Origin of the sequence: Streptomyces sp. NPDC014894 (assembly GCF_043080985.1) — a bacterium.
GTDB lineage: Bacteria > Actinomycetota > Actinomycetes > Streptomycetales > Streptomycetaceae > Streptomyces.
Map to the genome: position 1 here is coordinate 324,592 of NZ_JBIBWD010000001.1, position 25,985 is coordinate 350,576.

Annotated in this window: 22 protein-coding genes; 17 read left to right on the forward strand and 5 right to left on the reverse strand. The window is 73.2% G+C overall.

Translation table 11 applies throughout. The features are described from left to right. Window positions 1-350 precede the first annotated feature (350 nt). The 11 genes from ACF089_RS01360 (at window position 351) to ACF089_RS01410 (ending at window position 13,264) form a co-directional block, all read left to right on the forward strand. A complete protein-coding gene (locus tag ACF089_RS01360; RefSeq protein ID WP_392020232.1) occupies window positions 351-491 on the forward strand; it encodes a hypothetical protein in 141 nt (46 codons plus the stop codon). Between the two features lie 77 nt (window positions 492-568). Continuing rightward, window positions 569-1,609: a 3-isopropylmalate dehydrogenase gene (locus ACF089_RS01365; RefSeq protein ID WP_392020234.1), complete on the forward strand. Its 1,041-nt coding sequence runs from the start codon at window positions 569-571 to the stop codon at window positions 1,607-1,609. 241 nt (window positions 1,610-1,850) lie between these two features. After that, a complete protein-coding gene (locus ACF089_RS01370; RefSeq protein WP_392020236.1) occupies window positions 1,851-2,939 on the forward strand; it encodes a branched-chain amino acid aminotransferase in 1,089 nt (362 codons plus the stop codon). 56 nt (window positions 2,940-2,995) lie between these two features. Further along, window positions 2,996-3,499: a tetratricopeptide repeat protein gene (locus ACF089_RS01375; RefSeq protein ID WP_392020239.1), complete on the forward strand. Its 504-nt coding sequence runs from the start codon at window positions 2,996-2,998 to the stop codon at window positions 3,497-3,499. Window positions 3,500-3,598: 99 nt separating this feature from the next. Next, window positions 3,599-4,282 (forward strand): urease subunit gamma, encoded by a 684-nt coding sequence (gene ureA / locus ACF089_RS01380; protein WP_392020241.1) that lies wholly within the window; start codon window positions 3,599-3,601, stop codon window positions 4,280-4,282. Window positions 4,283-4,631: 349 nt separating this feature from the next. After that, window positions 4,632-6,323, forward strand: a complete 1,692-nt coding sequence (locus tag ACF089_RS01385; RefSeq protein WP_392020243.1) for an urease subunit alpha — start codon at window positions 4,632-4,634, stop codon at window positions 6,321-6,323. A gap of 133 nt (window positions 6,324-6,456) precedes the next feature. Next, complete coding sequence (locus tag ACF089_RS01390) at window positions 6,457-7,464, forward strand: agmatine/peptidylarginine deiminase (protein WP_392020246.1); 1,008 nt, start codon at window positions 6,457-6,459, stop codon at window positions 7,462-7,464. A gap of 75 nt (window positions 7,465-7,539) precedes the next feature. Continuing rightward, complete coding sequence (locus ACF089_RS01395) at window positions 7,540-8,151, forward strand: TetR/AcrR family transcriptional regulator (RefSeq protein ID WP_392020249.1); 612 nt, start codon at window positions 7,540-7,542, stop codon at window positions 8,149-8,151. Window positions 8,152-8,308: 157 nt separating this feature from the next. Further along, window positions 8,309-9,637 carry an MFS transporter gene (locus ACF089_RS01400; RefSeq protein ID WP_392020251.1) on the forward strand — a complete coding sequence of 443 codons (1,329 nt, stop codon included), beginning with the start codon at window positions 8,309-8,311 and terminating at the stop codon, window positions 9,635-9,637. Window positions 9,638-10,133: 496 nt separating this feature from the next. After that, entirely contained in the window at window positions 10,134-11,777 is a 1,644-nt protein-coding gene (gene cimA / locus ACF089_RS01405) for a citramalate synthase (protein ID WP_392020253.1), read from the forward strand. Window positions 11,778-11,827: 50 nt separating this feature from the next. Beyond that, window positions 11,828-13,264, forward strand: a complete 1,437-nt coding sequence (locus tag ACF089_RS01410; RefSeq protein WP_392020255.1) for a hypothetical protein — start codon at window positions 11,828-11,830, stop codon at window positions 13,262-13,264. A gap of 162 nt (window positions 13,265-13,426) precedes the next feature. On the opposite strand, the gene ACF089_RS01415 is transcribed toward ACF089_RS01410, so the two are convergent. After that, window positions 13,427-14,032, reverse strand: coding sequence for a YceI family protein (locus ACF089_RS01415; RefSeq protein WP_392020258.1), 606 nt, complete (start codon window positions 14,030-14,032; stop codon window positions 13,427-13,429). A gap of 228 nt (window positions 14,033-14,260) precedes the next feature. On the opposite strand from ACF089_RS01415, the gene ACF089_RS01420 reads away from it, so the two are divergent. The 3 genes from ACF089_RS01420 (at window position 14,261) to ACF089_RS01430 (ending at window position 16,711) form a co-directional block, all read left to right on the forward strand. After that, window positions 14,261-15,403 (forward strand): pyridoxal-phosphate dependent enzyme, encoded by a 1,143-nt coding sequence (locus ACF089_RS01420; RefSeq protein ID WP_392020261.1) that lies wholly within the window; start codon window positions 14,261-14,263, stop codon window positions 15,401-15,403. Further along, a complete protein-coding gene (locus ACF089_RS01425) occupies window positions 15,400-16,080 on the forward strand; it encodes a transcriptional regulator (protein ID WP_392020264.1) in 681 nt (226 codons plus the stop codon). The genes ACF089_RS01420 and ACF089_RS01425 overlap by 4 nt, the downstream gene beginning before the upstream one ends. A 64-nt stretch (window positions 16,081-16,144) precedes the next feature. Further along, the gene (locus ACF089_RS01430; protein WP_392020266.1) at window positions 16,145-16,711 is read left to right on the forward strand and encodes an EF-hand domain-containing protein; all 567 of its coding nucleotides are present in this window, start codon (window positions 16,145-16,147) and stop codon (window positions 16,709-16,711) included. Here the strand turns inward: ACF089_RS01430 and ACF089_RS01435 are convergent. Together ACF089_RS01435 and ACF089_RS01440 are read right to left on the reverse strand one after the other, a co-directional pair. Continuing rightward, window positions 16,657-17,745, reverse strand: coding sequence for a hypothetical protein (locus ACF089_RS01435; RefSeq protein WP_392020268.1), 1,089 nt, complete (start codon window positions 17,743-17,745; stop codon window positions 16,657-16,659). The two genes, ACF089_RS01430 and ACF089_RS01435, sit on opposite strands and share 55 nt — an antisense overlap. Then, on the reverse strand, window positions 17,742-19,190 hold the full coding sequence (locus tag ACF089_RS01440; protein ID WP_392020270.1) for a cytochrome P450: 1,449 nt from the start codon (window positions 19,188-19,190) through the stop codon (window positions 17,742-17,744). The genes ACF089_RS01435 and ACF089_RS01440 overlap by 4 nt, the downstream gene beginning before the upstream one ends. A 489-nt stretch (window positions 19,191-19,679) precedes the next feature. Here ACF089_RS01440 and ACF089_RS01445 point away from each other — a divergent pair, with 489 nt between their 5' ends. The 3 genes from ACF089_RS01445 to ACF089_RS01455 all read left to right on the forward strand — a co-directional run bounded on the left by ACF089_RS01445 (window position 19,680) and on the right by ACF089_RS01455 (window position 24,053). Beyond that, the gene (locus ACF089_RS01445; protein WP_392020272.1) at window positions 19,680-22,079 is read left to right on the forward strand and encodes a polysaccharide lyase 8 family protein; all 2,400 of its coding nucleotides are present in this window, start codon (window positions 19,680-19,682) and stop codon (window positions 22,077-22,079) included. 154 nt (window positions 22,080-22,233) lie between these two features. Next, on the forward strand, window positions 22,234-23,817 hold the full coding sequence (locus tag ACF089_RS01450) for an acyl-CoA carboxylase subunit beta (protein WP_392020276.1): 1,584 nt from the start codon (window positions 22,234-22,236) through the stop codon (window positions 23,815-23,817). A 32-nt stretch (window positions 23,818-23,849) separates the two neighbouring features. Beyond that, complete coding sequence (locus ACF089_RS01455; protein WP_392020278.1) at window positions 23,850-24,053, forward strand: acyl-CoA carboxylase subunit epsilon; 204 nt, start codon at window positions 23,850-23,852, stop codon at window positions 24,051-24,053. A 693-nt stretch (window positions 24,054-24,746) separates the two neighbouring features. On the opposite strand, the gene ACF089_RS01460 is transcribed toward ACF089_RS01455, so the two are convergent. Then, entirely contained in the window at window positions 24,747-25,328 is a 582-nt protein-coding gene (locus ACF089_RS01460; protein WP_050791473.1) for an ATP/GTP-binding protein, read from the reverse strand. Further along, window positions 25,309-25,908, reverse strand: coding sequence for a DUF742 domain-containing protein (locus tag ACF089_RS01465; RefSeq protein ID WP_392020281.1), 600 nt, complete (start codon window positions 25,906-25,908; stop codon window positions 25,309-25,311). Before ACF089_RS01465 ends, ACF089_RS01460 begins: the two co-directional genes overlap by 20 nt. Window positions 25,909-25,985 lie beyond the last annotated feature (77 nt).

Sequence of the window (25,985 nt, forward strand, 5' to 3'; positions counted from 1 at the left end):
TCGCCCCCCCCCCCCCCCCGCCGCCCCCCCCCCGCCGCCCCGCGCCGCCCCCCCCCCGCGGGGGGGGGGGGGGGGGCCGGGCCCCCCCCCCCACCCCCCCCCCCCCGGCCGCTCCCTTCAGGACCACACTTGACCTGCGGTTTCCATGATCTCCGTCTCAGATAGTAGGAAGTCCGACTACTTATGGAGACAGTGCGGGCCCGCTGCCTTAGCTTGGTAGAAGCCGAACGCCTCGCTCGATCCAGCGAATGGCGGTTGTGAGCCGGTGCCCCCGCAGGCGATCCCTGTGGCACGCTCCCCGCCCCGCCCGGCGCCTTCGACATCTCGCGATCTCCAAGGAGTCGATCATCATGTCCGCGATCCCCGCAGAGACCGTCCGCCGCGTCCGCCATGCCGCGCGCCGTCTGTCCGAGTCCGACCGCAAGAACGCGGCGGCGGCGCTCCAGCGCGCCCTGGACCGCCGGGACAACGGCGGAGCCCCCGGCCGCTGAACGCGCCCTCCCCGTCGGGCGGTCCACATCGTGGACGTGCCATGTCATGGGGTGGGACGAAGAGTAGGGTGCCCGACATGTCTCGCAGCCTCAACATCGCAGTGATCCCCGGTGACGGCATCGGCCGGGAGGTCGTGGCCCAGGGTCTGAAGGTCCTCTCCTCCGTCCTCCCGCAGGATGTGAAGCTGGAGACCAAGGACTACGACCTCGGCGCCCAGCGCTGGCACCGCACGGGTGAGACCCTTCCCGACGCGGAGCTGGAGGCCCTCAAGGGCCACGACGCGATCCTCCTCGGCGCGATCGGTGATCCCTCCGTGCCCTCCGGCGTACTGGAGCGCGGGCTGCTGCTCAAGCTGCGTTTCGCCTTCGACCACTACGTGAACCTGCGTCCGTCGAAGCTGTTCCCGAACACCTCCACCCCCCTCGCCGGCCAGCCCGAGATCGACTTCGTCGTCGTGCGCGAGGGCACCGAGGGCCCGTACACCGGCAACGGCGGCTCGCTGCGCACCGGCACCCCCGCCGAGGTCGCCACCGAGGTCAGCCTGAACACCGCGTACGGAGTGGAGCGCGTCGTCCGCGACGCCTTCGAGCGGGCGAACTCCCGCCCCCGCAAGAAGCTGACGCTGGTCCACAAGAACAACGTCCTCGTCTACGCCGGTCATCTGTGGAAGAACATCTTCGACCGGGTCGGCCAGGAGTACCCCGAGGTCACCACCGACTATCTGCACGTCGACGCCGCGACGATCTTCTTCGTCACCCAGCCGGAGCGCTTCGACGTCATCGTCACCGACAATCTCTTCGGCGACATCCTCACCGACCTCGCCGCGGCCGTCACCGGCGGCATCGGCCTGGCCGCCTCCGGCAACATCAACCCGACGGGCGCCTTCCCGTCGATGTTCGAGCCCGTCCACGGGTCCGCCCCCGACATCGCGGGCACCGGCAAGGCCGACCCGACGGCCACGATCCTCTCCGTCGCCCTGCTCCTGCGCCACCTCTCCTTCGAGGCCGAGGCGGTCCGCATCGAGGAGGCCGTCTCCGCCGACCTCGCGGGACGTGACGGGACCTTCCGCACCACGGAAGAGATCGGCGACGCGCTCGCGGTACGAGTAGCGAGCTGACCCGACGCCTTTACCTCGAAGCCGCCGGGTCGCGTTCCGCGCCCGGCGGCTTCTTCTGCGCGGCTCCCGGGCGCACCATCAGACCGGGACCGCTTTCACCCGTTGCACCCTGTTTCACGCATCGCCCCCGTGGGGCGATAATCGGAACCGGGCCGTGGCATGCGGGAATGCTCGGACGTCCTAGCATCAGTAGCGGCGTGAGCGCGGTCCGTCACAACCAACGGTGAAGGACATAGCACTCATGACGACGCCCACGATCGAGCTGAAGCCCTCCTCGCACCCGCTCTCCGACGCGGAGCGGGAGGCGATCCTGGCGGACCCCGGGTTCGGCCGCCACTTCACCGATCACATGGTGACCATCAAGTGGACCGAGGGTGTGGGCTGGCACGACGCCCAGCTCACTCCGTACGCGCCCCTCTCGCTCGACCCGGCCAACATGACCCTGCACTACGCGCAGGAGATCTTCGAGGGGCTCAAGGCGTACCGCCGCCCCGACGGCTCCGTGGCCACCTTCCGCCCCGACGCCAACGCCGAGCGCTTCCAGCGCTCCGCCCGCCGGCTCGCCATGCCCGAACTGCCCACCGAGCTGTTCGTCGAGGCCTGTGACGTCCTGGTCCGCCAGGACAAGGCGTGGGTCCCGGAGCACGGCGGCGAAGCCTCCCTCTATCTTCGCCCGTTCATGATCGCGACCGAGGTCGGCCTCGGGGTGCGCCCCGCCAACGAGTACCTCTTCATCGTGATCGCCTGCCCGGCCGCCGCCTACTTCCCCGGCGGCGTCCAGCCGGTCTCCGTCTGGCTCTCCGAGAACTACGTCCGCGCCGTCCCCGGCGGCATGGGCTTCGCCAAGACCGGCGGCAACTACGCGGCTTCGCTGCTCGCCCAGGCCGAGGCCGCCGCGCAGGGCTGCGACCAGGTCGTCTGGCTGGACGCGCTGGAGCACCGCTGGGTCGAGGAGATGGGCGGGATGAATCTGTACTTCGTGTACGGGAACCGCATCGTCACCCCCGAGCTGACCGGCTCCCTCCTCGCCGGGATCACCCGCGACTCCCTGCTCAAGCTCGCCAAGGACCTCGGCTACGAGTCCGCAGAGGGCCGGATCTCCACCGAGCAGTGGCGGCGCGACACCGAGAGCGGCGCCCTGACCGAGGTCTTCGCCTGCGGCACGGCCGCGGTGGTCACCCCGATCGGCCTGGTGAAGTCTGCGGGCGGCGAGTGGACCCAGAGCGCCGGCCGGCCGGGCGAGGTGACGCTGAAGCTGCGCGAGGCGCTGCTGGACATCCAGCGGGGCATCGCCGCCGACGAGCACGGCTGGATGCACGAACTGGGCTGATCCGCCCCCGCGTCCTCCGCATGCCCCCGTCCTCCCGCATCGGTGAGGATGGGGGCATGACTGCGTCCGAGCGCGACCGTGAGCTGGCCGAATCCATACGCCTGAGGGAGCGGGGGAGCGCGGAGGAGGCCCGCCGCCGGCTGCTCGCGCTCGCCGAACGGCTGCCCGCCGACGCCGAGATCGCCTACCAGACCGCCTGGGCCCACGACGTCCTGGGACGGGAGGCGGAGGCCGTGCCGTACTACGAGCGCGCCCTCGCCGGACCGGACCTGCCCGCCCGGGACCGCCGCGAGGCGCTGCTCGGGCTCGGCAGCACCTACCGGGTGCTCGGGCGGTACGAGGAGGCCGAGCGGACCCTGCGGCAGGGGGTGGCCGAGTTCCCCGACCACGGCGGACTGCGGGCCTTTCTGGCCATGGCGCTCTTCAACACCGGCCGTCACGAGGAGTCCGTGCGGCTGCTGCTGGAGCTGCTGGCGGCGACGAGCGAGGACCCGACCGTGCGGCCGTTCCGCGCGGCGATCGAGACCTATGCCCGGGATCTGACCGCGACCACTGGCTGAGCGCTTCTGATCGAGCGCTGCTCGATCAAGCTGAACTGGCCTCTTCCCTCTCCCGCGCCTCTTGATTAGAGTGCTGTTCTAACTCAGGGGCGTGGTGATGTGCGACTGACTCCCACCGAACGGGACCGGCTGCTGCTGTTCGGCGCGGCCGAGCTGGCCCGGGCGCGCCGGGCCCGGGGTCTGCGGCTCAACGTCCCCGAGGCGACCGCGCTGATCGCGGACACGGTCTGCGAGGCCGCCCGCGACGGGCTGCGGCTCGCGGCGGCGATCGAGGCGGCCCGCTCGGTCCTGGGCCCCGGCGATGTGCTGCCCGGGGTCGCGGACGTGGTGACCGAGGTGCAGGTCGAGGCGGTCTTCGACGACGGCTCCCGGCTCGCGGTGGTCCCGGACCCGATCGGGGGCGGCGGCTCGGGCGCCGAGGCCCCCGGCGCGGTGCTGCCCGGCTCGGCCCGCCCCGCGCCCGCTCCCGCGCTGCGGCTGACGGTGCGCAACACCGCGGCCGTCCCGGTGAGCGTCACCTCCCACTTCCACTTCTTCGAGGCCAACCCCCGGCTGGACTTCGACCGGGCCGCCGCCTACGGCATGCGGCTCTGCGTCCCGGCCGGCTCCTCGGTCCGCTTCGACCCGGGCGGCGAGGCCGAGGTCGGGCTGGTCCCGATCGGCGGGGACCGGGTCGCCATCGGCTTCGCCGGCCTGGTGGACGGTCCGCTGGACGCCCCGGGGGCCCGCGAGGAAGCCCTGCGCAAGGCCGCCGCCTGCGGATATCTGGGGGCGGACCGATGATCGCGGTCGTCGCCGTGATCGCGGTGACCGCGCACGGCCGGGCCTCCGACGACCCGCCCCCCGGCGCGCCGCCGTCGGGCCTCTCGCTGCTCGCGGTCGTGCTGGCGGTGGCCGCGGTCACCGCCGCCACCGGTCTGCTCTCGCCCCGCGCCGGAACGGCGGCCCGCCGCCGCCCCGGAAGGTCCGACCCGGTTCGCCCCGGAGGGGCCGGCCGCGCTCAGCCCGGAAGGACCGGCCCGGTTCGCCCCGGAAGGGCCGGCCGCGCTCAGCCCGGAAGGACCGGCCCGGTACACCCCGGAGGGGCCGACCCCGTCCCGCCCGCCCCCGTCCTCCCGGAGGAGCACCGCGTATGACCGCCGTCGACCCGTCGGAGTACGCCGCCGTCCACGGCCCCCGGGCCGGGGACCGGGTGGTCCTCGGGGACTCCGGGCTCGTCGTGCGCGTCGAGTCCGACGCGCAGCGGCCCGGCGACGAGTTCCTCGCCGGCTTCGGCAAGACCGCCCGCGACGGACTCCATCTGCGGGCCGCCGCCGTCCGCGACACCTGTGACGTCGTCATCAGCAACGTCCTGCTGATCGACGCCGTCCAGGGCGTCCGCAAGGTCTCCATCGGCGTCCGCGAGGGCCGGATCTCGGCCATCGGCCGGGCGGGGAACCCGGACACCCTGGACGGGGTCGACGTCGTCACCGGGACCGGCACCGCGATCGTCTCCGGCGAGGGTCTGATCGCCACCGCCGGAGCCGTCGACACCCATGTCCATCTGCTCTCGCCCCGGATCATGGAGGCGTCCCTCGCCTCCGGCGTCACCACCCTCATCGGCCAGGAGTTCGGCCCGGTCTGGGGCGTCGGCGTCAACTCGCCCTGGGCCCTGCGGCACGCCTTCGCGGCCTTCGACGCCTGGCCCGTCAACATCGGCTTCCTCGCCCGGGGCTCGTCCTCCCGCGAAGCGCCGCTGGTGGAGGCGCTCGCCGAGGGCGGCGCCTGCGGATTCAAGGTCCATGAGGACATGGGCGCGCACACCCGGGCCCTGGACACCGCCCTGCGGGTGGCCGAGGAGCACGATGTGCAGGTCGCGCTGCACAGCGACGGCCTCAACGAGTGCCTGTCGGTCGAGGACACCCTGCGCGTGCTGGACGGCCGGACGATCCACGCCTTCCACATCGAGGGCTGCGGCGGCGGCCATGTCCCCAACGTCCTCAAGATGGCGGGCGTGCCGAACGTCATCGGCTCCTCCACCAACCCGACCCTCCCCTTCGGCCGGGACGCCGTCGCCGAGCACTACGGGATGATCGTCTCCGTACACGACCTCAAGACCGAGCTGCCCGGCGACGCCGCCATGGCCCGGGACCGCGTCCGGGCCGGGACGATGGGCGCGGAGGACGTCCTCCACGACCTCGGCGCGATCGGCATCACCTCCTCCGACGCCCAGGGCATGGGCCGCGCGGGCGAGACCGTGCGCCGTACCTTCGCGCTGGCCGGGAAGATGAAGGCCGAACGCGGACCGGCGCCCGGCGACGGACCGCACGACGACAACGCCCGGGTGCTGCGCTACCTCGCCAAACTGACCCTCAATCCGGCCCTCGCCCACGGCCTCGCCCATGAGATCGGATCGGTCGAGGTCGGCAAGATGGCCGACATCGTGCTCTGGAGACCGGAGTTCTTCGGGGCGAAACCGCAGCTGGTGCTGAAGTCCGGGTTCCCCGCGTACGGGGTGACCGGCGACCCCAACGCGGCGACGGACGCCTGTGAGCCGCTGGTCATGGGGCCGCAGTTCGGCGCGTACGGGGCCGCTCCGGCGGAGCTGTCCGTCGCCTTCGCGGCACGGGCCGCCGCCGAGGGCGGAGCCGACGCGATGCCGACCCGCCGCCGCCGGGTCGCGGTCCGGGACACCCGGGGCATCGGGCCCGCCGACCTCCGGTTCAACTCCCGGCTCGGCGAGGTCGACGTCGACGCCCGCACCGGGCTGGTCACCCTCGACGGCGAGCCGATCCGCTCCGACCCCGCCGACTCGGTCTCCCTGAACCGCCTCTACTTCCTCTAGACCCGATCAGGCCCGATCAGGCCAGGTCGGACCAGGTCGGACCCGATGGGACCCGATCAGGCCCGGACGCCCCCCGGCGGCCCCGCCGGATGTCCCCGCCCCCCTCACCCCCCAGGACGTGACCATGTTCCGTATGCCCCCCGAATGGGCCCCGCACGAGCGCACCTGGATGGCCTGGCCGGTCCCCAACGACACCTTCACCGGCGACGGCCTCGCCGCGGCCCGCCGCGCGTGGGCCGAGGTCGCCCGAGCCGTACGCCGCTTCGAGCCGGTCACCATGGTGGTCGGCCCCGGCCAGTCCACGGCGGCGCGCGAGCTGCTGGGCCCGGGGATCGACCTGGTGGAACGGGCGCTGGACGACGCCTGGATGCGGGACACCGGCCCCACCTTCGTCACCGACGGCGAACGGCTCGCCGCCGTGGACTGGGTCTTCAACGGCTGGGGAGCGCAGGAGTGGGCGAGCTGGGAGCACGACGCCGGCCTCGCCCGCGAGGTCGCCGGACTGGCGGGCGTCCCCGTGCACAGCTCCCCGCTCACCAACGAGGGCGGCGGACTCCACGTCGACGGCGAGGGCACGGTGCTGCTCACCGAGACCGTGCAGCTCGGCCCCGAGCGCAACCCGGGCTGGACCAGGGAGCGGGTCGAGGCGGAGATCCACGCCCGGCTCGGCACGACCAAGGCGATCTGGCTGCGGCGCGGGCTGACCGCCGACTACCCGCCGCACGGCTACGGCACCCTCGGCCATGTCGACATCGTCGCCGCCTTCGCGGCCCCCGGCACCGTCGTCGTCCACACCCAGCCCGACCCGGCCCACCCCGACCACGACCTCTGCGCCGAGAACGCCGCCTTCCTCAGGAGCCGGACGGACGCCCGGGGCCGCCCGCTGGAGGTCGTCGAGATCCCCGCCCCCACCGTCCTGCGCGACGACGAGGGCGGCTGGGCGCACTACTCGTACATCAACCACTACCTCTGCAACGGCGGTCTGGTGCTGTGCGCCTTCGACGACCCGCGCGACGCCGGGGCGGCGGCGGTCCTCGGCCGTCTCCACCCGGACCGGGAGATCGTCCAGGTCGACGCCCGGACCCTCTTCGCGGGCGGCGGCGGCATCCACTGCGTCACCCAGCAGCAGCCCCGCCCCTGACGGCGGACCGCCCCGGTCCGCCGCTCCGATCAGGTAGAACGTACGAGTGAACGAAGCGCACCCCGAGGTATCCGGATGACCCCGCACGCCCGGCGGCGCAATATCGCCCCGCCCCGCGAGACCGTGCTCGCCGCCGCCATGGCCACCATCGCCGAACACGGCCTCGACCGGCTCACCATGGCGGGCCTCGGCCGGGACGTCGGGATGAGCAGCGGACACCTCCTCTACTACTTCCGCACCAAGGACGAACTCCTGCTGCGCACCCTGGAGTGGAGCGAGGAACGCCTCGGGGCCGAGCGCGCCGCCCTGCTCTCCGGCCCCGGCAGCGCCGCCGAACGCCTCACCGCCTATGTCGGGCTGTACGTCCCCGACGGCCCGCGCGATCCCCACTGGACGCTCTGGCTGGAGGTCTGGAACCGCTCCCGGGCCGCCGAGGACGACGCCCTCGTCCGGCAGGGCGCGATCGAGACCGCCTGGCACCGCGATCTGGTCGCGCTGCTCGCCGAGGGGATTTCCCGGGGCGAGTTCCGCCCCGTCGACCCCGACCGCCACGCCGCCCGGCTGCGCGCGATGCTCGACGGGCTCAGCGTCCATGTCGCCGTCGGCCTCCCCGGCGCCGGACGGCCCCAAGTCCTCGCCCATGTAAGCGAATTCCTCGCCGAAACCCTGCTCGCCCCGGCGTCCTGAAGCACTCCGGGACGGCCGCGCGCCCCCTGCCACGGCCCCTCGCCACGCCGGGAACACAGCCCCTCACCACGCCGGGAACGCAACGCACGCAAGTACTCCCGATCGTTGCCCCGGCAGCCCTTGTCGGCCCCCCACCCCTCCGGCACGGTTTCCCCCCATGGGACGAGAGCACTGGAAGAAGATCTGGGTCGGGTCGGCCGGCAACATGGTCGAGTGGTTCGACTGGTTCGTGTACGCGAGCTTCGCGGTCTACTTCGCGGGCGCGTTCTTCCCGGAGGGGAACGACACCGCCAAGCTCATGAACACGGCGGGCATCTTCGCCGTCGGCTTCTTCATGCGCCCGGTCGGCGGCTGGCTGCTCGGCCGGGTCGGCGACCGCAAGGGCCGCAAGGCGGCGCTGACGCTCACCGTCACCCTGATGTCCGCCTCCGCGCTCCTGATCGCCGTCGCCCCCACCTACTCGGTCGCCGGGTACGGCGGCGCGGCCGTGCTCCTCGTCGCCCGTCTCCTCCAGGGCCTCTCCGTCGGCGGCGAGTACGCGGCCAGCGCCACCTATCTCACCGAGGCCTCCGCGCCCGGTCGGCGCGGCCTCGCCTCCAGCTTCCAGTACGTCTCCATGACGGCGGGCCAGATCCTCGGCCTCGGACTGCTGATCGTCCTCCAGCGCACCATGTCCGACGAGGCCCTGCACAGCTGGGGCTGGCGCATCCCCTTCATCATCGGCGCGCTCGGCGCGGCGGTCGTGTTCTATCTGCGCCGCAACATGCTGGAGACGGAGGTGTACGAGGAGTCCGCCGACGACACCCCCGCGAGCGAGAAGGGCACCCTGCGGGCGCTGCTCGCGCACAAGCGGGAGGCGTTCCTCGTCATCGCCCTCACCATGGGCGGGACCGTGGCGTACTACACGTACACCACCTATCTCACCAAGTACCTCTCCAACTCCGCCGGGCTGGACAAGCAGACCGCGACCCTGGTCTCGTTCTGCGCCCTGATCGTCTTCGCCTGTCTCCAGCCGCTCGCGGGCATGCTCTCCGACCGGATCGGCCGCCGCCCGCTGCTGATCACCTTCGCGGTCGGCTCGACCCTGCTGACCGTGCCGATCATGGCGATGCTCAAGCACGCCGACTCGTTCTGGCCGGCGCTGGGGCTGTCGCTGCTCGCGCTCGTGGTGATCACCGGCTACACCTCGATCAACGCCTGTGTGAAGGCGGAGCTGTTCCCGACCGGGGTACGGGCGCTGGGCGTCGCGCTCCCGTACGCGATCGCCAACGCGCTCTTCGGCGGCACCGCCGAGTATGTGGCGCTCTGGTTCAAGGACGCGGGGATGGAGTCGGGCTTCTCCTGGTACGTGGCGGGCTGCGCGGCCGTCTCGCTGATCGTGTACCTCGCCATGCGCGAGACCCGCGACATCGATCTGAATCTGGTGGGCCGCTCCGCCGGGGAGCCCGAGGAGGGCCGGGAGCCGGCCAAGGTCCCCGCCTCCTGACCGGGACCGCGCACCCGCGTGATCGGTATCCCGCGCGCCTCCGACCGACCCCGGCCGAAGGACGTACGGGGGCGGACCGACCGGTCGACGCGTGACGGGGCCCCTGGATCGCGGGGGCCCCGGCGAGGGCCGGGGCCACGCCGCCCCCGACACGCGGCGCCGGGGCCCGGGCCCCCTCGCGCGCCGCCCCCCGACACGCGGCAGGACCGCATCCCGAGACAGATCCCCCACCCCCTGTCGACGTATGGCAAACTGCCCCCGTGCTTTCGTTCGCCATGATTATCGGCAGCAGGCGCGCCGGTCCGCCGTGATCGCTCCGTACCATCCGTACGCAGCGCCCACCACGCCCCAGACCCGCGCGCAGACCTCTCGCACCCGCGAGGGGTTTTTTCGTTTTCCGGCCCCACCCCGGCCGGATACGGACCGCACGGGAAAATGGGGGCAAGTGGAGCCAGAAATTCCGGGAGCCACTCACCCGACAGGAGTCACAGCAGCCATGACCACACAGCCCAAGGACACGGACATGGGCACGGCCACCGACGACAGCTCACGCCTCGACGACAGCTTCCATGTCTTCGACACCACCCTTCGCGACGGGGCCCAGCGCGAAGGCATCAACCTCACCGTCGCGGACAAGCTGACCATCGCCCGGCACCTGGACGACTTCGGCGTGGCCTTCATCGAGGGCGGCTGGCCCGGCGCCAACCCCCGCGACACCGAGTTCTTCTCCCGCGCCCAGCAGGAGATCACCTTCCGGCACGCCCAGCTCGTCGCCTTCGGAGCCACCCGCCGCGCGGGCGGCAGCGCCGCCGACGACCCCCAGGTCAAGGCGCTCCTCGACTCCGGCGCCCAGGTCATCACCCTGGTCGCCAAGTCCCACGACCGCCATGTCGAACTGGCGCTGCGCACCACCCTCGAAGAGAACCTGGAGATGGTCCGCGACACCGTCTCCCATCTGCGCGCCCAGGGCCGCCGCGTCTTCGTCGACTGCGAGCACTTCTTCGACGGCCACCGCGCCAACCCCGAGTACGCCACCGCCGTGGTCCGCGCCGCCGCCGACGCGGGCGCGGACGTCGTCGTCCTGTGCGACACCAACGGCGGCATGCTCCCCGCCCAGATCCAGACCGTCGTCGCCGCCGTCCTCGCCGAGACCGGCGCCCGCCTCGGCATCCACGCCCAGGACGACACCGGCTGCGCCGTCGCCAACACCCTCGCCGCCGTCGACGCCGGCGCGACCCATGTCCAGTGCACCGCCAACGGCTACGGCGAGCGCGTCGGCAACGCCAATCTCTTCCCGGTCGTCGCCGCCCTGGAGCTGAAGTACGACCGCCGGGTCGTGCCGCCCGGCGCGCTCGCCGAGATGACCCGCACCTCGCACGCGATCGCCGAGGTCGTCAATCTGACGCCCTCCACCCACCAGCCCTATGTGGGCGTCTCGGCCTTCGCCCACAAGGCCGGCCTCCACGCCTCCGCGATCAAGGTCGACCCCGACCTCTACCAGCACATCGATCCCGCGCTGGTCGGCAACACCATGCGGATGCTCGTCTCCGACATGGCCGGCCGCGCCTCCATCGAGCTGAAGGGCAAGGAGCTGGGCATCGACCTCGGCGGCGACCGCGCCCTCGTCGGCCGGGTGGTCGAACGCGTCAAGGAGCGCGAGCTGAAGGGGTACACCTACGAGGCCGCCGACGCCTCCTTCGAACTGCTGCTGCGCGCCGAGGCGGAGGGCCGGGCGCGGACCTACTTCCGCACCGAGTCCTGGCGCGCCATCGTCGAGGACCGCCCCGACGGCACCCACGCCAACGAGGCCACGGTGAAGCTCTGGGTCAAGGGCGAGCGGATCGTCGCCACCGCCGAGGGCAACGGCCCGGTCAACGCGCTAGACCGGGCGATGCGGGTCGGCCTGGAGCGGGTCTACCCGCCGCTCGCCAAGCTGGAGCTGGTCGACTACAAGGTCCGCATCCTCGAAGGCCGCCACGGCACGGACTCCACCACCCGGGTGCTGATCACCACCGGCGACGGCCAGGGCGAGTGGTCCACCGTCGGCGTCGCCGACAACGTGATCGCCGCCTCCTGGCAGGCCCTGGAGGACGCGTACACCTACGGTCTGCTGCGCGCGGGGGTCGAACCGGCCGAATGATCGAAAACGGCGCCCATCCGGAAAATCACCTCTTCGGGTAGCGTCGAAGTATGAGGACCAGGCTGCTCTCCGCACTGTCCGGTCTGCTGCCGGCGCTCTCGGCGGCCGTCATCCTGGCGGCCCCGGGAGCGCAGGCCGCCACCGGCCCCGAACAGGCGGCCGCCGGCCCCGGCCGGGCGCCCGCCGCCGTCGCCGCGCCGTTCACGGCCGGTCCGCCGGGGCCCGCCGCGCCCCTCGCGGACGGCCCCGCCGAGGTGGCCGAGGCGTTCAAGAAGGGCCCGGTCCATGTGGACCCGCGCGCCGCCGGACAGCTCTCCCGTGCCGACGCCGACGCCCTCGCCCAGAAGATCAAGGACGCCGACAAGCCCCTCTTCGTGGCCGTCCTGCCCGCCGCGGCGGAGTTCCCGCCGGACAGCGTGCTGCGGAACCTCCGTACCGAGACCGGCGTCACCGGCCTGTACGCGGTACGCCTCGGCGAGCGCTTCAACGCGGGCGCCGACCCCGCCGTCCTCTCCCAGCAGGCCGTACGGAATCTGGTCACCGCGGTCTCCACGCCCCCGGGCGCCGACGCCGCCACCCAGCTGAACAACTTCGCCGACCAGGCCCTGCCCCAGCTGCGCGGCACCGCCCCGGCCTCCTGGGGCGCCACCGGGAACCAGGGCGCGGCCGACGATGTGAACACCGGCGCGCTGATCACCTTCGGCGTCGTGCTGGCCGCCGCCGGCGCGGGCGCGTACACGGTCGTCCGCCGCAACCGCCGCCGCCGGGCCGAGGAGGAGCGGGCGGCCCTCGACAAGCTCCGGGTGGTGGTCGACGAGGACATCACCGCCTTCGGCGAGGAGCTGGACCGGCTCGACTTCCACCCCGCCGAGCGGGGCGCGGACGACGCCATGCGCACCGACTACGAGCACGCGCTCGACGCGTACGACCGCTCGAAGTCCCTGATGGGCTCCGCCGAGCACCCCTCCGACGTCCGGGACGTCACCCGGGCCCTGGAGGACGGCCGCTTCAGCCTGGCCGTGCTGGACGCCCGCCGCACCGCCCGCCCGCTCCCCGAGCGGCGCGCCCCCTGCTTCTTCGACCCGCGCCACGGGCCCGCCGCCGACGAGCGCGACTGGACCCCGGAGGGCGGCGCGCCCCGGCGGGTCCCGGTCTGCGCCGCCGACGCCGCCCGGCTGGACGACGGGCTCGACCCCATGGCCCGTACGGTCGAGACCGAGACGGGCCGCCGCCCCTACTGGGAGGCCGGACCGGCCTACGGCCCCTGGGCGGGCGGCTACTTCGGCGGCGGTCTGCTCCCGGGGCTGCTGGTGGGCACCATGCTCGGCGGAATGCTCTCCTCCCCGGCGTACGCGGCGGAGTACGGCGGCGGTGAGTTCGGCGGCGGGGACACCTCGGGCGCGGACTTCTCGCCGTCCGACTTCGGCGGCGACTGGGGAGGCGGCGGTGACGCGGGCGGCGGGTTCGACGGGGGCGGCGGCTTCTGAGCGCTGGGGCGCCCGGGGCCCCGCCAGGTCCGGGTGCCCGTCCGCCCGTCTGTCCGTGCGTCCGTGAACGGCAGAGCGCCCGCCCTCGCCGTGGGGGGACGGCGGGACGGGCGCGCTCTGGGGGCGCCGGCCGTCAGCTGCGGCCGGGCGCGGAATCCGGCGTCAGGCGGACTTGATCGCCGAGATGTCGAAGTTCAGCTTGACCTTGTCGCTGACCATCACACCGCCGGTCTCCAGCGCGGCGTTCCAGGTCAGGCCCCATGCGGAGCGCAGGATCTCGGCGCTGCCCTCGAAGCCGACGCGCTCGTTGCCGTAGACGTCCTTGGCGGTGCCGTTGAACTCCAGGTCGATCGCGAGCGGACGGGTCACGTCCTTGATCGTGAGGTCGCCGGTGACGCGGTACTTGTCGCCGCCGAGCTGCTCGGCGTTGGTCGAGCGGAACGTCATCAGGGGGAACTGCTCGACGTCGAAGAAGTCGCCGCTGCGGAGGTGGCCGTCGCGGTCCGCGATGCCGGTGTCGATCGACTCGATCCGGACGTCGATGGCGGCGGCGGAGGCGGCCGGGTCCGACCCGTTCAGCGTCAGGGTGCCCTCGTGCTCGCCGAAGGTGCCGCGCACATTGGTGACCATGGCGTGCCGGACCGTGAACCCGATGCTGCTGTGCGCCGGGTCGATGCTGTACTCGCCGCTGAGCGCGGAGAGCGCCGGGTCGACGGGGGCGGGGGCGGTGGCGACGGCGGTGTCGGACTTGCGGTTGAACAGACCCATGATCACGCACTCCTGTGGGGGAAGGGGTTCGGCGCGGATCGCACCTTGGTTGTTGAAGCTTCAACGAGAATGACTGTAGACCTATTCCGTTCAATATTCAACTTCTAGGATCCGGAGTCACCCGAAGCGCGTACGGTCCCGCCCCCGCACCGCCCCCGCCGTCCGCCCCGCGCCCGGTTCCGGCGTTCGATCTTGACAAGCCATCCAGGACTGGACATCTTGTCGAACATGACCGCTCACTACCTCGATGAACGCTCCGGGACCCGCTACCCGCTCACCGACCCGCTCCGCTGGCGCTCCGACAGCGGCGCGCCCCTCTCGGTGAGCCCCCTCCCCGGCATCACCCGCGCCGACGTCGACACCGCCCGCCGCTCCATCTGGCGCTACCGGGCCGCGCTCCCGGTCGAGATCCGCGAACCCGTCTCGCTCGGCGAGGGCTGCACCCCGCTGGTCGACGGCGAATGGGACGGCGTCCCCGTCTCGTACAAGCTGGAGTGGTTCGCCCCGACCGGCAGCTTCAAGGACCGCGGCACCAGCGTGATGATCTCCTTCCTCGCCCAGCACGGCGTCCGGGAGGTCGTCGAGGACAGCTCGGGCAACGGCGGCTCGTCCGTCTCCGCCTACTGCGCCGCCGCCGGCATCCGCGCCCGGATCCTCGCCCCCGAGTCCACCTCGCCCGCCAAGGTCCTCCAGAGCCGGGCGTACGGGGCCGACGTCCGGCTCGTCCCCGGGGACCGGGAGGCCACCGCCGCCGAGGCCCTGCGCCAGTCCGCCGACACCTACTACGCCAGCCACAACTGGCACCCCTTCTTCCTCCAGGGCACCAAGACCCTCGCCTACGAGATCTGGGAGGACCTCGGCTTCCGCGCCCCCGACCAGATCGTGACCGTCGCGGGCGCGGGCAGCACCGTCCTCGGCTGCTTCCTCGGCTTCTCCGAGCTGCTGGCCGCCGGACAGATCGAGCGGCTGCCCCGGCTCCTGGTCGCCCAGCCCGCCAACTGCGCCCCCCTCCACGCGAGCTTCCGGGCCGGCGCGGAGACCGCCGTCCCCACCGACTTCGCCCCGACCGTCGCCGAGGGCACCGCCATCCAGCGGCCCGTCCGGCTGCCCGAGGTGCTCCGCGCCGTCCGCCGCTCCGGCGGCGACATGGCCGCGATCGGGGAGGCCGCGATCGAGGACGCCGTACGACGGCTCGCCGCCAGGGGCCTCTACGCCGAGCCCACCAGCGCCACCGCCGCCGCGGCCGTCGGCGAGTTCGCCGCCCGCGGAGCCGTCCGGCCGGGCACCCGCACCGTCGTCGTCCTGACCGGCTCCGGCCTCAAGGCCGCCGGGGCGATGGAGCGCGTCACCGCGAGGGGGAGCGCCCGATGAGCGCCGAGGACGAACTGCTGCTGCGCGAGGCCGAGAAGATCGCGGTCGCGGTCGGCCGGATGTTCCCCGGACTCTGCGAGGTCGTCCTCCACGATCTGCGCGACCCCGGCCGGTCCGTCCGGGCGATCGAGAACAATCTCTCCGGCCGCTCGGTGGGCGAGCCCGTCACCGAACTCGGCCTCGCCCGGATCCACGACCCCGACTTCCCCGGCGTCGTCCAGAACTACCCCGGCCGCTTCCCGGACGGCCGCCCCGCGAAGAGCACCTCCATCGGCCTCAAGAACGGCGACGGCGTCTACGTCGCCGCCCTCTGCCTCAATCTCGATCTGTCGGTGCTCACGGCGGCCGCCGCCGGGCTCGACCGGCTGATGAGGACCGACGAGCAGGAGCGGCCGCTCGCCGAGACCCTGCGGGCGCGGACCGCCGACGGACTGCGCGGAGCCGTCGACGACTTCGCCTCGGCTCGCGGACGGACCGCCCGCGAGCTGGGCACCGCCGACCGCAAGGAGCTGGTCCGCGCGCTGGAGACGCAGGGCTGGCTCCAGGTCAAGCACGCCGTACGCACCCTCGCCCAGATTCTCGGCGTCTCCCGCGCCACGGTCTACAACCATCTGCGCGCCGAACCCGCCCCGGCCGGGGGCGCGCCGGGGGAGCGGGCGCGCGACGCCACGTCATGACCGCGCCCGCCAAACCACCCGGGGGCGGCGTCTTCGCAGGCCGGGGCCCGGGTAGCGTCCCGCCATGAGCGAACCCGCCGGAAGCGAACGCACCGTTCTCGACACCAAGCTGGACCGGTCCTTCGACATGCTCGACACGGACGGCGACGGCCGGATCCGCGCGGCGGACCTGGTCTGTCTCGCCGGGCGGCTCGGCACGGCCTTCGGAGCCGGCGCCCCCGACGCCGTCGGCCGGCTCCAGCACGCCTTCACCGTCCTGTGGGAGACCGACCTCCAGCACATGGACGCCGACGGCAACGGCGCGATCGACCGCGAGGAGTGGCGCGCCGGGGTCCGCCGGGCCGTCGCCGCCGACCGCGAGGGCTTCCTGGACCGGATGGGCGCGATGCTGCGGGTCTGGCTGGAGCTGTGCGACACCGACGCGGACGGCCGGATCACCCGCGCCGAGTACACCACCATGTACGGAGCCACCCTCGGCCTGCCGTCCGGGCCGCTCAACGAGGCCTTCACTACCCTCGACATCGACGGCGACGGACATCTCGACGGGGACGAGCTGCGCGCCGCCGTCGAGGAGTTCTACACCAGCGAGGCGACCGACACCCCCGGCAACTGGCTCTTCGGCCCCCTGTAGCGCGCCGTCGTCGCGCTCCACGCGCAGACCCCGTCCACAAGCTCCCTGGTCCCCTCCAGATACCGGCCGCACCCCGGGTGCTCCCGCGCCAGCCGCGCCCGGAGCAGCTCGCTCTCCCGGCGCAGCACCCGGACCCGGTTCCGTACGGCGGTCAGCGCCTCCTCCCGGCCGAGCCCGTGCTCGCGCCGGAGCACCAGGACCATGTTGAATCCGCTGCCGCGCTCCTCCTCGCGGGCGAGCGAGTACAGATCGTTGACGAGCGTCGCGGCGTCGGCGGTGTGGGCGCGCAGCCGGTGCCAGGCGGGCCCGGCCCGCAGCCGGCGGGGCAGTTCGGCTCCCTGGACGCGCTCCAGCATGTTCATGAACGGATAGAGACAGCTCGCGTGCCGGCGCAGCAGGGTCGTCTCCGCGACGGAGGGCAGGCTGCCCCGGCTGCGGTGGGCGGTCTCCGCGACGAAGGTGCCCAGACAGTCGCTCCAGTCCCGGGCGGCCCGGCTCCGCCACACCGCCGTCCGGCCCCGGCACTGCCGGACCCACAGCTCGCTCCACGCGCCGAGCACCCCGCGGGCGGGGCGTACGGCGGGCGGCGTCACCATGATCTCCGTCAGCCGCCGGACCAGCCCCCGGGCCAGGGCGGGATCGCGGCCCAGCGGACCGTCGAAGCGGTCGTCCAGCACCGTGTACCAGCCGAGCAGATCGGTCAGCAGCTCCCGCTCGGCGACCGGGGCCCCGGGGTAGGCGTGGCGTATCAGCTCGGGGAGCGCGTACGAGCGGTACAGCTCCTCCTCCGCCCCGGCGAGCAGCCGGTGCCGGACCAGCCACGCGGTGTGCCGGTCCCCGGCCGCCTCCCCGGGACCGCCGGGACCGCCGATCCGGGTGGCGGGCCCCGGGCCGGCGGGCCGGCCGCCGGCGGCGGCGGCGAGGGGCGGCGGGTCCGGGAGCGCCTTCGCCCCGCCCGGACCCGGCAGCCGTACGGGCGTACGCGCCGGCCGCCGTACGGGGACGGGCGCGCGGCCCCCGCGCACCGCCGTCACGGCGCGCCGCCCGCCGACGCGCCGGGCGGCCCCGGGACCCGTACCGCGCGCGGGGCGACGGTCATGACCACATCGCGCGCCTGGACGGTGGTCCACACCACCTCCCTGGCCCGTGCCCCGGGAAGCGGCGCGAGCCGCCATCGCAGCAGCACCGTCGCGGCGATCACCGCCAGCTCCATCCACGCGAAGCCCTCGCCCACGCACTTGTGCCGGCCCGCCCCGAACGGCAGGAACAGCCGCCGGTCCCCGGCCCCCTCGCCGTCCGCCCAGCGGTCCGGGTCGAAGCGGAGCGGATCGGGATACCGCGCCGGATCCCGGTGCAGCGCGGTCAGGCTGTAGAGCAGCTCGGTCCCGGCCGGGACGGCGTACGGGCCCAGCCGCACCCCGGCGGCCGCCGTCCGGGTCAGAAACGCGTTGGGGGCGTGCAGCCGCAGAACCTCCCGCAGCACCGCGCGCAGATACGGCGGCGCCTCACCCGGCCACCCCGCCCCCGGCTCGCCCGAGGCCGCGCCCGTCAGCCCGTCGCCGTACGCCTCCTCCAGCTCGCCCAGCAGCCGGGCGTACACCTCGGGCGCGCCCATCAGCTCATGGAAGAGCCAGGTCAGCGTGGAGGAGACCGTCTCGGTGCCCGCGCCGAACAGGCTCACGGCCTCGGAGCGCAGGGCCGCCCGGTCCAGTCTCCGGCCGGTGGCCGGGTCGACGGCGTCGCGCAGCGGGCCGGCCGGTGCGCCGTCCCGTCCGTCCGGTCTGTCCCGTCCGTACGGTCTGTCCCGTCCGTCCGGTCCGTCCGGTCCGCCCACCGTCCGGTCGACCACCGCGTCCAGCACTCGCACGGCCGCGTCGAAGCGCCGGTTCAGCGGCAGCGGCAGCCGGGCGAAGAGCGGATGCGGACAGAGCGACCGGGCGATCTGGCCGCGCACCAGATCGGGCAGCGCCCGCCGGAAGGCGGCGGCCGGGCCCTCGGCGAGCCGGACGCCGAACAGGGCGCGGGCGACCACGTCGAGGGCGAGCGCGGTCATCTCCCCGGCGACGTCCACGGCCCGGCCGGGGGACCAGCGCTCGATCCGCTCCCGGGCCGCCTCGCCGACGACGCCCGCCAGCGCCGCCACCCGCTCGGCGGTGAACGCGGGCTGGACGGCCCGGCGGCGCTCCCGGTGCAGCGCGCCCTCCGACATCAGCAGCCCGTCGCCGAAGGCCTCCCGCAGGGCGCCCTGCACCGTGCCGCGCGGACAGTCGTGGGAGAGCGCCGTCAGCAGGGTGTGGACCAGGGCGGGGCTGGTGACCACCGTCATCCGCCGGGGCCCCAGCGAGATCTCGACCGCGTCGCCGACACGGGCGAGCGAGCCGAGGAAGCCGAGCGGGTCGTGCAGCAGGGCCGGGAGATGGCCGAGCACCGGGACGCCTCCGGGCGCGGTGGGAACGGTCTGCGGAGTCACCGTGGTCACGTGGGGTACCTCGCTCGGATCTCGCCGGTCCCGCACGAGCACGGTTCCGGGCCGTGATGCGTTCACTCTCCGGGCGGTGACGGAGCGGCCGCAAACCGCTCTCACTCGATCGGGTGGACTTGTCGCATCCGGGCGACTTCGCGCCGTATCGCGGGCGGCCGCGCGCCGGGCCCCGAGCGGGGGAGTCGCCGTCCCCGGTCCGGGGCTCTCGCCGGATCCCGTCCGGGCCCCTTAAAGCGGCGCCGAGGCCGTGCTACACCGAAAGAGGCGCGGGCGCCCGCTCCTGACCCGCCTCACTCCCGGCCCGCACCGCTGGCGTACCACCCGGCCCCGGCCCGCCTCACTCCCGGCCCGCACCGCTCGCGTACCACCCGGCTCCCCGCGTCGCCCTGTTCCCGCGCCATCCGCTCCTGGCCGACCCCGCTCCTGGCCGACCCCGCTCGCGTACTCACCCCGCTCCCGCATCGCCCGCGGCCCCCGGAGGCTCCCGTGCCCCAGCCGTCCGACTGGTCCCGACGCACCCTCCTGACCACTCTCGCCTCACTGGCCTCCCTCGCCTCGCTGCCCGTCCCCACCGCGACCGCGGCGGCGGACCCCGCCGATCCGGCCCGCCCTGCCGACCCCAGAAACCTCAACGACTCCAGAGACCTCACCAACCCCACTGACGACGACCCGTACCGCGCCCTCCGGCTCCGCTGGCTGGAGATCAGCCTCGGCACGGGCTACGACCCGACCGCCGAGCCGTACGCCTCCCTGATCGCCGAGACCGCCGCCCGCGCCGCCTCCCACCGCGCCACCATGGCCCCCGGCCCCCGCTCCCTGTGGCCCGGCCACGACTACGACCCGCCCTCCGGCATCACCCGCAGCCACGCCCGGCTCTGGACCATGGCCCAGGCCCACGCCCACACCCCCGACCCCGGGCTGCTCGCCGACACCGTCCGCGGCCTCGACCACCTCGCCGCCACCGTCTACCACCCCGGCACCACCCCGTACGGCAACTGGTGGGAGTGGCGGATCGGCACCCCCCGCCTTCTCATGGACACCGTCGCCGTGCTGTACGACGGGCTCACCCCCGATCGCCGCGAGGCCGCCTTCGCCGCCGTCGACCACTTCGTCCCCGACGCGCTGCTGCGCGACTACAGCGGCGTCTCCACCGGGGCCAACCGCGTCGACCTGTGCCGCTCGGTCGCCCTGCGCGGAGTCCTCGGCCGCGCCCCCGACCGGATCGCCCTCGCCCGCGACGCGCTCTCGCCCGTCTTCCCCCACGTCACCGCCGGAGACGGCCTCTACGCCGACGGATCCTTCATCCAGCACACCTCGGTCGCCTACTCCGGCACCTACGGACAGGTCTTCCTCGACGGCCTCGCCCGGCTCTTCGCCCTGCTCGCCCGGGGACCGTGGGCCGTCACCGACCCGGCGCGCCAGACCGTCCTCGACAGCGTGGAGCGGGCCTTCGCCCCGCTGATCCACGACGGGCTGATGATGGACAGCGTCAACGGCCGGGCCGTCAGCCGGGGCCTGCTGAAGGACGACGACCGCCGGATCCTCCGCGGCGACCACTTCCACGGCCACGCCATGATCGCCGCCATCGCCCTGCTCGCCGACGCGGCGAGCCCGGCCGAACGCGAGCGCTGGCACGCCCGGATCAAGGGCTGGATCGAACGCGACACGACCTCGCCCGTCCTCGGCTCCCCGCAGTTCGGCGTCGCCGACCTCTCCCGGCTGCACCCGATCGCCGCCTCCCCGGCGGCCCCGGCCCCCGAACCGGTCGGCCACACCCTCTTCGCCTCCATGGACCGGGCCGTCCACCGCCGCCCCGGCTGGGCCGCCAACATCTCCATGGCCTCCGAGCGCGTCTCCTCCTACGAATGCGGCAACGGCGAGAACCCGCGCGGCTGGCACACCGGAGCGGGAATGCTCTACTGGTGGCCCGCGGGGGACCGGGGCGACCAGTACACCGACTGGTTCTGGCCGACCGTCGACCCCCGCCGGCTGCCCGGGACCACCGTCTCCACCCGCCCGCTCGCCGACCGCGAGGGCGGCGAATGGGGCCTGCCCCGACCCGCCGCGCGCTGGGTGGGCGGAGTCACCGACGGGGAGTACGCGGCGGTCGGACAGCATCTGCTCGGCCTCGGCTCCACCCTCACCGCCCGCAAGTCCTGGTTCTGCGCCGACGACGCGATCATCTGCCTCGGCGCGGGCATCAGCTGCGCCGACGGGGTCCCCGTCGAGACCGTCGTCGACAACCGCAATCTGGGCGAGAACGGGACCGCCGCCCTCACCACCGGCCCCCGCTGGGCCCATCTCGAAGGCCACGGCGGCTGGATCCTCCCGTACGGGACCCGGCGGCTGCGCACCCTGCGCGAGGACCGCTCCGGGGCCTGGAGCGACATCAACACCGGCGGCTCGGACGAGCGCGCCACCCGCCGCTACCAGACCCTCTGGATCGACCACGGAACCGACCCCGTGAACGCCGGATACGCCTATCTGCTGATGCCCGGCGCGAGCCGCCGGGCCGTCGCGGCGCGCGCCGCCGGCCGCCGCCGGGTCCTCGTCCTCGCCAACAGCGCCGCCCGCCAGGCCGTCGCCGTGCCCTCCGTCGGACTGACGGCCGCGAACTTCTGGCGGCCCGGTACGGTGGGCGCGCTCGGCGCGAGCGCGCCCGCCAGCGTGCTCGTACGCCGTCGCCGGGACCGGACGGCCGCCCTGTGGCTCAGCGATCCGCCGCGCTGCGGATCGCCGGTCGAGATCGTCTGGCGGCGGCCCGTCCGGCGGGTGCTCGCCCACGACCCGGGGATCGAGGTGCTCGCCGCCGGCCCCGTGCTGCGGCTGCGGCTCACCGGGGGGACGGCGGGGGCGGGCCACCGCTGCGAGGTGACACTCAGCTGAACAGCTTGTGGGACTTCCACAAACATCACCGCCCTCGCGCTGGTGGTTGGGCTGCTGGGACGAGGGGTTCTGTCAGAGGCTCACAGGAGAAAGGTCGCGAGACTGTACGGAGTCAACGGAAGGGTTTTCTTGGTCGGATCCGTAGGGTCAGTACATGACCGTTGTGGACGAGACCCCGAGCGAGCCGACGGACGCGCGCGGGCGCGTCGCCGAGCTGCACGAGCTGCGCGCGCAGGCCCTGCGCGGACCGAGCGACCGCGCGACCGAGGCGCAGCACGCCAAGGGCAAGCTGACCGCGCGCGAGCGCATTGAGCTGCTGGTGGACGCGGGCTCGTTCCACGAGGTGGAGCAGTTGCGGCGGCACCGGGCGAACGGGTTCGGCCTGGAGGCCAAGAAGCCCTACACCGACGGTGTGATCACCGGCTGGGGCACGGTCGAGGGCCGTACCGTCTTCGTCTACGCCCATGACTTCCGGATCTTCGGCGGCGCGCTGGGCGAGGCCCACGCCACCAAGATCCACAAGATCATGGACATGGCCATCTCGGCCGGCGCGCCGCTGGTGTCGCTGAACGACGGGGCCGGCGCGCGGATCCAGGAGGGCGTCTCGGCGCTCGCCGGATACGGCGGCATCTTCCAGCGGAACACCCGGGCCTCCGGAGTGATCCCCCAGATCAGCGTGATGCTCGGCCCCTGCGCGGGCGGCGCGGCCTACTCCCCGGCCCTCACCGACTTCGTCTTCATGGTCCGTGAGACCTCCCAGATGTTCATCACCGGACCCGACGTGGTCAAGGCCGTCACCGGTGAGGAGATCACCCAGAACGGGCTCGGCGGCGCGGATGTGCACGCCGAGACCAGCGGTGTGGCGCACTTCGCCTACGACGACGAGGAGACCTGCATCGCGGAGGTCCGCTACCTCCTGTCGATGCTCCCGCAGAACAACCGCGAGAACCCGCCGACCGTCGCCACCGACGACCCGGCGGACCGCCGCTCGGACGTGCTGCTCGACCTGGTGCCGGCGGACGGGAACCGCCCGTACGACATGCACCAGGTGATCGAGGAACTGGTCGACGAGGGCGACTACCTGGAGATCCACGAGCGCTGGGCGAGGAACATCATCTGCGCGCTCGCCCGGCTGGACGGCCAGGTCGTCGGCATCGTCGCCAATCAGCCTCAGTCGCTGGCCGGGGTGCTGGACATCGAGGCCTCCGAAAAGGCTGCGCGCTTTGTCCAGATGTGCGACGCTTTCAATATTCCGATCATCACTCTTCTGGACGTACCCGGCTTTCTCCCCGGGGTCGATCAGGAGCACGGTGGGATCATCCGGCACGGCGCGAAGCTGCTCTACGCGTACTGCAACGCGACGGTGCCGAGGATCTCGCTGATCCTGCGCAAGGCGTACGGCGGTGCGTACATCGTGATGGACTCCCAGTCCATCGGCGCGGACCTGACCTACGCCTGGCCGACCAACGAGATCGCGGTGATGGGCGCCGAGGGCGCCGCCAACGTCATCTTCCGCAGGCAGATCGCGGAGGCCGAGGACCCCGAGGCGATGCGGACGCGCATGGTCAAGGAGTACAAGTCCGAGCTGATGCATCCGTACTACGCGGCGGAGCGGGGCCTCGTCGACGACGTCATCGACCCCGCGGAGACGCGCGAGGTGCTCATCGCCTCGCTCGCGATGCTCCGCACGAAGCATGCCGACCTGCCGTCGCGCAAGCACGGCAACCCCCCGCAGTGATGGCCGCGGGGAGAAACGGAGCCGGATCAGACATGAGCACTCCTGAGTCTTCGCTGCTGAGGGTGGAGAAGGGCGACTGCGACCCGGAGGAGCTGGCGGCGATCACCGCCGTCCTCCTGGCCCGCGCCGCCTCCCAGCCGGGCCCCGCCGCCCCCTCCCACCCCCGCACCCCCGCCGCCTGGCGCCGCCTCGAACGCCAACGCGGCTTCCAGCCCTCCCACAGCTGGCAGGGCTGACCCACCGTCCGGCGCGGCGTCTCCAGCCCGTCGGGCCGGTGCATTTCCGGCTCCTCCGGCCGGTGCATCTCCCCGTCTGGCCGGTGCATTTCCACTCCACCCCGTCCGGGCGTGCATTTCCAGCCCGTCCGGCGCTTGAGGACGGACCTCGGCCCCGGCGGCCAGAGCCTTACCGGCTCTCGGCCCCCGGGGCTTTCCGCTTCCCGGCCGCCCCGGGCAGAACCCAGCCCGTCCGGGGCGGTGCATTTCCAGCCCGTCCGGCGTTTGAGGACGGACCTCGGCCCCGGCGGCCAGAGCCTTACCGGCTCTCGGCCCCCGGGGCCTTCCGCTTCCCGGTCGCCCCGGGCAGAACCCAGCCCGTCCGGGGCGGTGCATTTCCAGCCCGTCCGGCGTTTGAGGACGGACCCTGCCCCCGGCGGCCAGAGCCTTACCGGCTCCCGGGGCCTTCCGTCTCCCCGCCGCAGGCGAAGCGCATCTTCAGCCTGGGGACCGGTAGGGCTCGGGCAGCCCGGGGCCGGGGTCCGTCCTCAAGCGCCGGACGGGCTGAAGTGCACCGCCTGAACGGGCGGAAGACGAACCGCGCGGACGGGCGGAAGACGAACCGCGCGCAACAGAGCCCCCGCCCCGCCGCGACGGCGATACGCGAGGGCCCCTGAGCCACAACGCCCGATCGGCGAACGATCGGCGAAACGATCAGCGCAGCCGCGCCATCAGAGCGTGCTCCACCAACGTGATCAGCGCACTCTTCGCGTCCGCGCGATGCCGCGCGTCCGTGGTGATGATCGGAGTGTCCGGGCCGATCTGCAGCGCCTCCCGGACCTCCTCCGGGTTGTACGGCTGATGCCCGTCGAACCCGTTGAGCGCGATCACGAACGGGAGCCCGCTGTTCTCGAAGTAGTCGACCGCGGGGAAGCAGTCCGCGAGCCGGCGGGTGTCGACCAGGACCACCGCGCCGATCGCGCCGCGCACCAGGTCGTCCCACATGAACCAGAAACGGTCCTGCCCGGGCGTGCCGAACAGGTACAGGATCAGATCCTGGTCCAGGGTGATGCGTCCGAAGTCCATGGCGACGGTGGTCGTCGTCTTGTCCCCGGTGTGCGTGAGGTCGTCGATGCCCGCCGACGCAGACGTCATCACGGCCTCGGTACGCAGCGGGTTGATCTCCGAGACGGCGCCGACGAACGTGGTCTTGCCCACGCCGAAGCCGCCCGCCACCACGATTTTCGCGCTGGTGGTTGAGCGGGCTGCACCGCCGCTAGAGCTTGCGAAGTCCACTGAGCACCCTTTCGAGCAGTGTCACATCTGGCTGGCCGCCGGCGGCCTCGTCGCCGCCGGGCTGGTGGATGGCGACGAGTCCGGCCTCCGCCAGGTCGGCGACGAGGATCCGGGCGACGCCGAGGGGGATATGCAGGAGTGCCGAGATCTCCGCCACGGACTTGATCTCGAAGCACAGTCGGCAGATCCGCTGGTGCTCGGGCAACTGCCCTTGCAGACTCATCGGATCCGCCGTGGTGCTGACCAGCGCCTCGATGGCGAGCTGGTAGCGCGGCCGGGTACGGCCGCCGGTCATCGCGTACGGCCGCACCAGCGGATTGTGCGCGTTCTGGTGGTGCGGAAGCTCCGGAACGGCCCGCTGCTGCTGGTAGGGCTGCTGCTGGCCGTACGGTCGCTGTTCGTACTGCCCCTGGTAGTGCTGCTGCTGGTCGTACGAGGGCGCGTACGGCTGCTGGTAGGGCGGCTGCTGGGCGCCGTGTCTGCCCGGCGTCGAGGGGGAGTTGTAGCGATTGCGGGAGTGCTCGTGCGGCGTCTGGTGGGCACCGCCGTCATAGGGGCGTCCGCCTGGGGGTGTTGCCACGTTTCCTCCTCCGACTGCGAGTCGCCGGTCCCGTCCCTGTGGAGCCGCGCCACCGCACCCTATGGTGCGGTGGCGTG